The sequence below is a fragment of the Pontibacter rugosus genome (assembly GCF_042678745.1).
In the GTDB taxonomy this organism is placed as follows: Bacteria; Bacteroidota; Bacteroidia; order Cytophagales; family Hymenobacteraceae; genus Pontibacter; species Pontibacter rugosus.
The window spans coordinates 1-10,282 of record NZ_JBHTLD010000182.1; the positions used below are offsets into that span (position 1 = coordinate 1).

Here is a 10,282-nt window from a genome sequence, read left to right on the forward strand (position 1 = left end):
CTCAATTATATAATTACTGTAAGGATCCAAAACAACCATGACATCCTCAAGTGCTATCTTGCCTGTATCATAATCTCGAAGAGCATTTAAACAACTTTTTGCAAGCTTTTTCAACTCTGCTTCACTGACCTCCCCACTTTTTAAAATCTTAACATAACGAGCACTGCCCTCACCAGGAATTCTGATCGCGGAATACTTATTACCGTCTAATGTCCAATAATTATCATTGGCACCTAACCAAGCTTTTCTCAAATGCGAAGCACTGTCTACGGAGGTAACACCATACTTATACATTTCCCTAAGCGCATTTAGACGGGCAATGCCGAAAAGATGTAGATCTACTCCCTTAGGTACTACTTTTGACACCTCCTGTATGATAGCCATCATATCTTTTGTTGTAGTGCGCACTAAGCCACCCAGCGCAAGATAATCATACCCCATTTTGACGTATTGCTCAGCTGCCTCTGCGTAAGACTTGGGATCCCAACCTTGCACCGCGCCTATAGGCCTCCAAGGCAAACCTTGCTGACGGTGTTCCTTTAAAAAGTCTTCAGCATTTTGAATTGTTAATTGGTAACGCTCCAATGCTGAATCTTTAGTCCCGTTCACAATGAGATGATCTACGGACACTCCTAAGTTAAAGCCATAGCGCGTGTAATAGTCAAGCACGTCCTCTGTGGAATAAGGCGGCTTCTCCTTAGTAATATAACCAAAGGCACCGCAGTCACCCATCACTGGAAAACGATCTGGCACCCGTAATGATCGATGTACCCCCAAAGCATCTAATAACTCCTTTCGCTTCTTATTTTGCTCGACTACTACTCTGGATATTAGAATACCATCATAATTTGGAGAGGAGTACATTTGATGCGCATATACTTCGTTGGACCAATGAGGCACCAATCCAGAGTGCATATCGTTTTCGAAATCGTAATCCGGATCTACCAAATCATCCCACTCAGGTATAAAATACTTTATTTTATGCTTATGCCCGCTTTCCTCCCATTCGGGTTCTAGCACAATGACATGATCAACTACAGGGTTAGAGACTGGATTTGTATTTTTAAGCTTCTTTTTATTGGTTTTAGCCTCATCAAGTAAACCAAGTGGGACAGAAGCAGACTGAAGTTCCGTAATAAAGCCTTGCCCTTTCACCAAAATATTTTTCAAAACACGCGCGCCCAACTCCCCCTTCAAGGCTACCAGGCCACAGGACATGCGCTTTGCTTCAGGATTGCTTAGCGTTATAATTTTAAGATTCTCAAGCTTGGGCAACTTCTTTGCAACCGCAGTTCCACAAAAGAGTAGCGTAGGCCCACCCAAAGTAACCGACTCATCCAATTGGCAAGCTTCAAGATAATTATCACCCAATAAAATTAGTCCAAGATCGTAAGGCTTTGCCAAAAGTTGCCTCACATCCTGAGGAATGTTTAAGAAAGAAGCCCACTCTGCTATCTCTTTCTTTTTCATGGTGGCAAAAGTAACCTCATATGGCAATATTTCACGTGCACCCTCAATCAATCCATACCCGGCTGAGAGTATATGAAGGTGAAGGTTAACCTGATCTCCCACCAGAGCTTTTTGCACCCCGTCCATCAGCCTCACATGCTGCTGTCCTGTATAAAGATTTTCTGCTGGCATAAGCATCTCCTTATGCTCTTTTTCCAACTCCCTAATTATATCAGTTCCTTTTTGAAAGTCAGATAATGTAAGTGCTTTATCTGAGTTTATGGCTTTCTTGCCAGTACAAGAAGTCAGTATTTGTATTCTCATTATAGGTACTCTTGATTAATTAATAATGCTGGTTTCCCAAAACAGCTTTCAAAAACTTACTAACTTGCTTTTACTCAATGAATGTAAAAAATGCGATCACCTATTCAACATTAAGTATTTTGTGCGTCTGCACCGACACACGCCAATCTGGGTTTTCCAGCGCGTAATTAATAGACAATTGCGTAGCCAACTGTAGCCTATTACCATCTTCTGGTTGCAGCCAAAGCAACGGCAATTTTCTACTTTGCACATCGTTTTGCCTCTGCCGCTGTGTAAATTCATTATAATTTTCAGGATGGTAGTCCGGTAGTACTAACTTTAGTTCATCGAAGTACTCCAGTGTTAGTTGCTCCTGAGGCAACTTCGGGCTACACACAATCCAGTCCGGTGTTAATAACTTAGCCCTTTCCTCATCCCAACAAGACTCCTGTAAAGAAACTGTGCCATTGGTTTCAATAGCTATGAAGAAATTTGCTTGGTGCAAAGCCTCCACAAGTTGTGCATCTATATGCAGGAGAGGCTCCCCTCCGGTTATCACACAAAAGTTGATATCACCACCTTCACCGCGCATCTCCTGAGCAAGTTCGAAGGCTGAATAGTTTTTGCTCCCTTCTTTGGTAAAGTCAGTATCGCACCACATTGGGCAGTTGGCACCTGTACGGATTGCATCACGCTCCCTAGTATTTTCATAACCAGACCATAAGTTGCAACCTACCATGCGAACAAATATAGCTGGACGACCGGCAAACAAACCCTCTCCTTGTAAGGTTTTCCAAACTGACTTTACTCTATATGTTTTTTCTATTGTAGACTTAACTTCCACCTTCAGACCCTTTCCTAATTTAGCCATCCATTTGCTTTCGCTTCTTCGTACCCTTTAGCACGTAAAATAGAAGCAGGGTTATCCAGTTTTCCATACCCCCACTCATTATATGTTGTTCGGTCCCCATTATAGTCCGTATGTGACAGGTCACGCACAATATCCAGAACACCTAAGTCATTTGCCATCTTCCAAGCTTCTGCTTTACTTAAGTCCATTAATGGCGTATGAATGTCAATCTTCTTGTCTAATGCCAAAGACATTGTTTCTTTTAGCGAGTCAACAAACACTTGCCGACAATCTGGATAACCAGAGAAATCAGCTTGGCACATCCCTCCTATTATATGAGTTATATTTTGAGTGAAAGCATAACTAATGGCAATTGTTAAGAATACTGCATTTCTGCCTGGTACAAAGGCTGCAGGAAGACTCTCATTTAAGTCATGCTGTGCTGATACGTCTTTATCATGCTCTGTAAGGGCTGATCCTTGCAACATACCGCTGATATCAATAACACGAAAAGGCACCTGCGCTTTCTCAGCAATTATTTGGGCTTGCCGCAGCTCTACCTCGTGCTTCTGTCCATACCTGAACCCAAGCGCTACCACAGATTTAAAATGCTCTTTTGCCCAAAAAAGGCACGTTGTTGAATCTTGTCCGCCTGAAAAAAGAACTAATGCTGTATCTGAACTTGTAGGCATAATTTTGTCTCCTTTATGTATATGTTGTATTAAACTACTGTGGCTTCGGACTTGTTCTTTAGTTCTGACTCTTCCCTAAGCGTAGAAACACTTACTTCATGCTCTGCAAAACATGTTTCTGTTTCCTGTAGCTTAACACGAACAGAACTAACTTGGTGATGTATTAATACATCCAAAGCATGTTCAGCAAGGTAGTTTATAATGAATTGACAAATATTCTCAGATGTTGTATCATAAGGTAAAACATAATGCTTTGACTTAAGCAAAGCCATTGCATCAAGTAATACAGTATCAGTTTCAGCCACTAAAACCCCATGATCCCATGCTTCAACTAAAGTAGCCAACACCGTTTTTATTTCCTTAAAATCTATCAGCATGCCTCTCTCATCTGCTGGTCCCTGCAACTCAACCCACATTTGATAAGAGTGACCATGTAAATGCTGACATCCACCTGTGTGCCATGGCAAGCGGTGGGCCCCTTCCCATCTGAACCTTTTGGCTACTTTCATGATTAATATATTAAATTTTACTTACAAATTTGGGCATGCGCAAAAGCGTTTTATTAGTTGCCCTACAAACCCTACAAGGTAGTTATTATTAGCACTACCAAAAAATCTTTGTACCCATCTACCTATGTTTGCACCAATTAACTCTAATTATATAATACCTTTGCGGCAACATAGCAAAATCTTTTAACCGTGATGCAGAATTCTAAAGAGCAGATAGACATTAAAGAACACTTACAGCATAGTTATAAGCAGGCCTTGGAGCACACTAGCAGCGCTCTTGATTATATGGCCGAGTATGGAATAAAACCTGAGGGGAAATTTGGCCTCTTCTTTTCGCCAGAAACTCGCCAAAAGGAAATCCATATTATGCCTTATAAGCACAAGGCAAAACAAAATGTAGTTTATGAAACAGAGCATGGCGAATTTTCAGCACTTTGCCCCTTCTCAGGTTTGCCTGATTTTGGCACATTACGTGTAGAGTATATCCCTGGCTCACATATCCTTGAACTTAAAAGCCTTAAATATTACTTACTTTCGTGGCGTAATATTGGCTCAGCTCAAGAAGATATTACTGCTTTTGTTTATGATGACCTCATAAGAGCATTGAAAGATCCACAGTATTTGGTTGTGACTACTGTGTATAATGTTCGAGGTGGCATAAATACAACTTGTAGCGTTGATAGTAGAATGCAGTAGTTATTCGATATCATAAGCACTGGAAATAAGCCAATACGTTAAAAAAGCCGCAGATATACAGAATCTGTGGCTTTTTTAGTTTTTAATGTTGCTTAAGTAGACTCCTGCAATTTCATTGCCCGCAGTAGCAAAACTCCTAGGCAAATAAACTAAGCATAAATTAGAGACTTTTAGACACGCATACAGGAATTGTGTGCAAATCGTGTGCAAATAAAAAAGCACTCACTCCGAATAAACGAGGTAAGTGCTTGATTATCAACGTGGGCCCACCTGGAATCGAACCAGGCACCTACTGATTATGAGTCAGTTGCTCTAACCGAATGAGCTATAGGCCCTTTTCCAATTTCAAGCTACGCTTCTGTAGCGCTTTCTTTGATTTCGGAGTGCAATTTTACATATTTGCATTCAATATTTCAAACACTATTCAGATATTTTTTTTCGTGGACCTAAAACAAATCAAAAATATTATCTTCGACCTGGGCGGTGTCATCATCAATATCGACTACGGCAAGAGCATTGAATACCTCCAAAAGCTTTGTAAAGACAACTGTAACATTGCTTTCAGCCAGAAAGAGCAATCCTACCTGTTCGACCTCTATGAAACAGGGGCAAGTTCAAACGAAGAGTTCCGTAACAACTTACGCCAGGCTTACCAAATAGATGCCACAGACGAACAGATAGACGATGCCTGGAATGCTATGCTACTGGATATTCCACAAGAGCGTATAGACCTGCTGCTGGCCCTTGGCAAACACTACCGCGTCTTTTTGCTTAGCAATACCAATGCAATTCACCTCAAGCGCTTCAACGAGATCGTAGCACACAGCTTTACAATCCCAAGCCTTGACTCTTTGTTCGAGAAAAGCTACTATTCGCACCTGGTGGGCAAACGTAAACCTGATGCTGCCATATTTGAGCAGGTGCTGGCCGAGAACAAGCTCGACAGAACTGAAACCCTGTTCATAGATGACAGCATCCAGCACATTGAAAGCGCCAACAAAACAGGTATACAAACACTACACCTGCAGCCACCTCTCACCATAAATCAGGTTTTTGCGGATGTCGTTAGCTAGGCCCCAGCAAAAGTACTGGTTACACCTCCTCCTGTTCTGTCTCACGCTGGTTACCACAACCATAGCTGGGGCAGAATGGATCTTTGGGAAAATGTTCTTTCTCGGGCCAGAAGGGTTTAGTGCGACCGGCACTCTTTCCTGGGCTGAGTTTACGGCAGGATTATACTTCTCGCTGCCCTTTTTAGGAGTGCTGACAGTGCATGAGTTTGGCCACTATTTTACAGCGCGCTATCACCGCACGGCTGTCACCTTGCCGTATTACATTCCGCTGTGGTTTGGCATAACGCCTTCTATCGGCACCATGGGAGCTTTCATACGGATTAAAGAACGCATTTTTTCAAGGCAGCAGTTTTTTGATATTGGTGTGGCAGGCCCTCTGGCTGGTTTTGCAGTAGCAGTTCCGTTGTTGTTTTATGCCTTTACGCACCTGCCACCACCTGAATATATTTTTCAGGTACATCCGGAGTACGAGCGTTTTGGCCTTGACTATGCACAGTATGTGTACCAGGATGCACTCGGCAGCTTTTCGATTGGAAGAAACCTCCTGTTCGTGTTCTTTGAGAGATTTGTAGCAGACCCTGCCCTGCTCCCGAACCAATACGAAGTAATCCATTACCCGCTGGTTTTTGCAGGCTACCTGTCGTTGTTCTTCACAGCGCTGAACCTGTTGCCGATCGGGCAACTGGATGGTGGTCATATCTTGTATGGCTTGATCGGCTATAAGCGATTCAATCAGCTGTCTCCGATCTTCTTCAGCCTGTTTATACTATATGCCGGCTTGGGGGTTATATCTCCTTACAGCCAGCCTGTGTGGTCTGAGGAGCTATTGGTTGTGTTTGGCCCGTTTGCTTACTGGGCATACCTGAAGTTACTGGGCACGCGTCGTATTGCCATGTTAGCCACAATGGCGATGCTTATGCTACAGTATAGTCTGGCTAACTTCTTTCCAGAGGCGGCTGGGTATATATGGCTTTGGCCTTTTTACCTGCTCTACCTGGTATTTGTGTTACAGCCCGCTATGCCAAAGTTGAAGTATAGCCTAATGCTGGCAGGCATTGTACTGCTGCTTCAGGTGCTTATTTCGCTGGCCTTTCCAGATGCCAATGGGTACAGTGGCTGGCTTGTTTTCGGTATACTGCTATCACGGGTCATGGGTATCTTCCATCCCTCCTGCCCCGATGAGCGGCCACTTACACCGCTTCGCAAGTTATTGGGCGTTTGCGCTTTTGTGGTGCTCCTGCTCTGCTTCAGCCCTTCGCCATTTATCATAGAGTAGGTTAAGCTTGTAGAGTAAAGATGCTAAAAAGCCGCAAACTCAAAACGCAGGTATATGGGAGCTAGAAGAGACCGCTTAGTTAAGGCAACAGAAAGACAGGGCTATGGAGGTATAGCTAGAGCTATTCAAGTATGGCTTTTTAAGCCAGTTGAGTCATAAACTCAACTGCATCACAGGACACGGATTGCAAACTCGCACCAGCGGAACAGAAGCCAGCAGAGATCAGCAGATGTGCGACAACAGGAAAGGTTCATTTAAAATAAGCTCGTGTTGGTCTAGATAAAGGTAAAAGCCACCCTACAAAAAAGGGAGAGCAGGTAGTAGTACCTGCTCTCCCTTTTTACAAAATTTATACTTCGTTAGCCGTTATAAGCTAAAATACCACCCAATAGGTTACGCACGTTACTGAAGCCCTGCTGCTGCAAAAAAGCTTTGGCTGAGGCGGAACGGGCACCGGAACGGCATTGCACAATTACTTCCTGTTCTTTCAACTCGTCCAGGTCCTCTACACGCTGTGGCAGTGTGCCTAGTGGAATATTCTGTGCCCCAGGTATGCTTGTTTCCTGATACTCCCAATCTTCACGTACATCTATGATAACTGGCGTTTCTCCCTTGTTCAGGCGTTCCTTTAGTTCTTCGGCTGTAATGTCTGCTGATGCAATCATGGTTTTGTCAGTATTAGTTTCTTTGTGATGATAGCTTTTCTGTTTTGAATACGCAAGGTATAAAGCCCCGGTGACAAATGCTCTAGATGTAAAGGCATTCTGCTGCCTTTGTACGCCTGACTATGCACCAGGCGGCCCAGCATATCAAATACCTGCACTTGCTCATAAGGTTCGCTTAAGTATACTTCCCCTGTACTTGGGTTAGGGTATACCCGCATTGCCCGCCTATAAAGGTCATCTTCCACACCAAGCGGTGCCTCGCCCAGCATAACAGGCCGCATCATTACGGCACCTTCAAACCTGGTTTCTGCTAACCAACCTGTGGCTACGGTATACGTAAAACGTCGGCCCGGCACATGTTCGTTTCTATCAAAACCAATGTTAATAAACCTTTCGCCGGGCTGCGACCACCCTATGTAAAAGCTGCCTTCTACCGGTACTGGCCTGTCAAGCTTTACCTCGTAGAACTTGTTCAGGCTATCGCTGTACTGGATCTGGAAGTTCTGCTGATAAAGCGTTTCTCCCGGCAAGCCATTGTCATCTTTCCATACCCGGAAGGTGATAGAGCTACCTTCAATGCTTTTGCCGACCCTAGGGAAGTATACCCGAAAGGCGCTAAGCTGGTCTGCCTGGTTCAGGTCATATCGTTGCGCCACCTGCGAATTTCCATTGCCGTTATTTAGCAAGTTAAACCCTGCCTCTGCTGTGCCATCATCATAGGCATAGTAATCAGCAAAGGCGGTGGTACGTGCTGTACTGTCGTTGGCTCGCTGTAGCTGGTTTTGCTCCTTAGTATCCAGCAGAATTCCATGTGCCAGTGTAAAGTCGCCAGAGGCCGGTAAATTGATATTACCTAAAGTAGGCGTACCCGATATGCTGTATTGCCGGGCTGCACCGGGAACCAGTGCCTGTGCACGCAAAAAAGTATCAGCAGCAGTTTCGTTATACTTCCTAATATAGCCCCTCCAACTGATAGCACCCGGCAAGTTGCCCAGGTTGTTAAGCGTAGCGTTTACTTCTTCTGCCAGTTCGGCCTCGGGGTTCTGCAGAAACTGCCAGGAAGGCATAGCTGTATAGTTTTTCAATAACCTGCTTACTCCTTCGCTAATGGCAATATCCCGGGTAGTGTTCTGCCCCTTGCGGCGGTTTCTGTCCAGCTCCACGTAATCGAGATTCCATACATCTACCATGCCGTTTCTCATGCCTATGTTCCGGAACCTGAATTGAAAGGAGCTGTGAAAGTACCGCGGCTTCTTTAGCCCCACAAACACCTGTGCAAAGGCTGTTGCCCTACCGACTGCTGGCTGTCGCCACACCTCCTGCCACGCCCCAGTGTTATCTTTAAACTCCAGCACCAGGTACCGTTCGTTATTGATAGTAAGTACTGGTACTTCACCCAGTCCGCCAGACTGCCAGTAAAAACTAAGGTAAACCGAATCAACCGGATTAAGGCCTCCAAGTAAAACAGGTGCAGAAGTTAATGTATCAGAGGCACCTGCAGACACTGCATTAAGGGCATAGCCTATGCCACGGCTGTTAAGGCCATCAAAAGTAGCGACATTTTTAGTGAGGGGCTCAAAGCCAAAACGGTTATTGATAGTAACACCGTCACCAGACCAGCGCATCGGGTTAAGGGCGTTGGCTCCAGAAAAGTCATCGAAAAAAGGAAGCGTAAGCGCATCTGCCTGGCGCAAAGCATACCTTGCCCGCTGCGGCTCCTTAGCTGCCTCCTGCTGCAGCGGCTGTAGCACTACCTGCGCCCAAGCGGATACTGTGCTTAAGCAAAGTAAGGATAAAATAAGTGCCAGTTGTTTTCTCATGTTAGCTCCTAAAGGAATCTGATTCATATTAAAAATAAGCCATCTGCTAAGCCAATTCTAGTTTGAACTTAGTACTTGTTCAGACTCTGCTCCATTACCCTTTACGTATAACGAAAGCGCCCGCCATTTTCTGGCAGGCGCTCCTCATTTATTCTTGCTGGTCTTACTCTATCCCCTGCACAGACTCCTGCCCCGATACCCAGAGGTCTACCAGTTCGCCAACCCGAATCTTGGCATTAACTTCGGCAAAAGGCCTTTGTTTCACCACCGTACCAGTAGGCTCTGTACTGCTCGGGTCGTAGAAGATGTTACCTACCTGCAAACCTTGGCCTGCCAGTAGTATAGAAGCTTCATCAACAGGCATGCCTACTACATTAGGCACCTCAAATTCAGTATTACCTAAACCGTCGCCCACGTGCAGGTCTACCACAGCACCTTTAGGCACCATGTCTCCTGGTTTGATTTCGCGGCCATTTACAAATTGCTTTAGCACAGCATTCTGCTGCAAATCCGGCACATACGTGATTTTACCTTTGCGCAAGTCGTAGCTCTTCAAGATCAGCTCAGCGTTTTTCACCGATCCATCAATCAGCTTCGGCATCTTGATCATCGGCGGATTCTTCATGTTGATAGAAATATAGATCTTCCGATCCTCCTTCACCTTTGCCCCTGGCGCCGGGTCCTGGGTCAGGATTTCGAACGGCTTTTGATCTGGCTTATAGGTAGAGTCGTTGATGTAATACCGCAGACTTTGCTCATCTAACAGCTCCTCCGCATCCGTCAACTGCATGCCAGTAATTTTAGGCACCGAGATCGTTTCACCATGATTGGTGGCAGAAGGTAGGTAGAGGTAAAAAAAGCCGAATATAAGCGCAGCAACAATAACTGCCATCACGGCCAGATGCTTCAGAACATCTACAAAAGAATTTACTTTAAACATGGGTTTTAT

General features: G+C 44.7%; 10 protein-coding genes and 1 tRNA gene. 3 read left to right on the plus strand and 8 right to left on the minus strand.

The features are described 5' to 3' along the window. From dpdA to ACFQ2O_RS16630, 4 genes are all read right to left on the minus strand, one after another. On the minus strand, positions 1 to 1,773 hold a 1,773-nt coding region (gene dpdA, locus ACFQ2O_RS16615; RefSeq protein ID WP_377530285.1), incomplete at its 3' end, for a tRNA-guanine transglycosylase DpdA. Positions 1,774 to 1,873: 100 nt separating this feature from the next. Then, complete coding sequence (locus ACFQ2O_RS16620) at positions 1,874 to 2,623, minus strand: 7-carboxy-7-deazaguanine synthase QueE (RefSeq protein ID WP_377530288.1); 750 nt, start codon at positions 2,621 to 2,623, stop codon at positions 1,874 to 1,876. After that, positions 2,611 to 3,294: a 7-cyano-7-deazaguanine synthase QueC gene (gene queC, locus ACFQ2O_RS16625; protein ID WP_377530292.1), complete on the minus strand. Its 684-nt coding sequence runs from the start codon at positions 3,292 to 3,294 to the stop codon at positions 2,611 to 2,613. The genes ACFQ2O_RS16620 and queC overlap by 13 nt, the downstream gene beginning before the upstream one ends. A gap of 29 nt (positions 3,295 to 3,323) precedes the next feature. Further along, the gene (locus ACFQ2O_RS16630) at positions 3,324 to 3,803 is read right to left on the minus strand and encodes a 6-pyruvoyl trahydropterin synthase family protein (RefSeq protein ID WP_377530294.1); all 480 of its coding nucleotides are present in this window, start codon (positions 3,801 to 3,803) and stop codon (positions 3,324 to 3,326) included. 192 nt (positions 3,804 to 3,995) lie between these two features. On the opposite strand from ACFQ2O_RS16630, the gene queF reads away from it, so the two are divergent. After that, on the plus strand, positions 3,996 to 4,499 hold the full coding sequence (gene queF, locus ACFQ2O_RS16635; protein ID WP_377530314.1) for a preQ(1) synthase: 504 nt from the start codon (positions 3,996 to 3,998) through the stop codon (positions 4,497 to 4,499). A 261-nt stretch (positions 4,500 to 4,760) separates the two neighbouring features. Here queF and ACFQ2O_RS16640 read toward each other — a convergent pair. Beyond that, positions 4,761 to 4,834 (minus strand) — tRNA-Ile (locus ACFQ2O_RS16640). A 105-nt stretch (positions 4,835 to 4,939) separates the two neighbouring features. Here ACFQ2O_RS16640 and ACFQ2O_RS16645 point away from each other — a divergent pair. Together ACFQ2O_RS16645 and ACFQ2O_RS16650 are read left to right on the plus strand one after the other, a co-directional pair. Beyond that, on the plus strand, positions 4,940 to 5,572 hold the full coding sequence (locus tag ACFQ2O_RS16645; RefSeq protein ID WP_377530298.1) for an HAD family hydrolase: 633 nt from the start codon (positions 4,940 to 4,942) through the stop codon (positions 5,570 to 5,572). Continuing rightward, a complete protein-coding gene (locus tag ACFQ2O_RS16650; protein WP_377530301.1) occupies positions 5,559 to 6,848 on the plus strand; it encodes a site-2 protease family protein in 1,290 nt (429 codons plus the stop codon). The genes ACFQ2O_RS16645 and ACFQ2O_RS16650 overlap by 14 nt, the downstream gene beginning before the upstream one ends. 359 nt (positions 6,849 to 7,207) lie before the next feature. Here the strand turns inward: ACFQ2O_RS16650 and ACFQ2O_RS16655 are convergent, their stop codons facing one another. The 3 genes from ACFQ2O_RS16655 to ACFQ2O_RS16665 all read right to left on the minus strand — a co-directional run bounded on the left by ACFQ2O_RS16655 (position 7,208) and on the right by ACFQ2O_RS16665 (position 10,273). Next, entirely contained in the window at positions 7,208 to 7,513 is a 306-nt protein-coding gene (locus tag ACFQ2O_RS16655) for a rhodanese-like domain-containing protein (protein WP_377530305.1), read from the minus strand. After that, positions 7,510 to 9,360 (minus strand): T9SS type A sorting domain-containing protein, encoded by a 1,851-nt coding sequence (locus ACFQ2O_RS16660; protein ID WP_377530309.1) that lies wholly within the window; start codon positions 9,358 to 9,360, stop codon positions 7,510 to 7,512. Before ACFQ2O_RS16660 ends, ACFQ2O_RS16655 begins: the two co-directional genes overlap by 4 nt. 136 nt (positions 9,361 to 9,496) lie before the next feature. Next, a complete protein-coding gene (locus tag ACFQ2O_RS16665; protein WP_377530318.1) occupies positions 9,497 to 10,273 on the minus strand; it encodes a PASTA domain-containing protein in 777 nt (258 codons plus the stop codon). Positions 10,274 to 10,282: the final 9 nt, after the last annotated feature.

Bases quoted from the DNA above. Each gene is read 5' to 3' on its own strand.
- ACFQ2O_RS16620 (WP_377530288.1), bottom strand. From the start codon at position 2,623: ATGGCTAAATTAGGAAAGGGTCTGAAGGTGGAAGTTAAGTCTACAATA.
- queC (WP_377530292.1), bottom strand. From the start codon at position 3,294: ATGCCTACAAGTTCAGATACAGCATTAGTTCTTTTTTCAGGCGGACAA.
- ACFQ2O_RS16630 (WP_377530294.1), bottom strand. From the start codon at position 3,803: ATGAAAGTAGCCAAAAGGTTCAGATGGGAAGGGGCCCACCGCTTGCCA.
- queF (WP_377530314.1), top strand. From the start codon at position 3,996: ATGCAGAATTCTAAAGAGCAGATAGACATTAAAGAACACTTACAGCAT.
- ACFQ2O_RS16650 (WP_377530301.1), top strand. From the start codon at position 5,559: ATGTCGTTAGCTAGGCCCCAGCAAAAGTACTGGTTACACCTCCTCCTG.
- ACFQ2O_RS16655 (WP_377530305.1), bottom strand. From the start codon at position 7,513: ATGATTGCATCAGCAGACATTACAGCCGAAGAACTAAAGGAACGCCTG.
- ACFQ2O_RS16660 (WP_377530309.1), bottom strand. From the start codon at position 9,360: ATGAATCAGATTCCTTTAGGAGCTAACATGAGAAAACAACTGGCACTT.
- ACFQ2O_RS16665 (WP_377530318.1), bottom strand. From the start codon at position 10,273: ATGTTTAAAGTAAATTCTTTTGTAGATGTTCTGAAGCATCTGGCCGTG.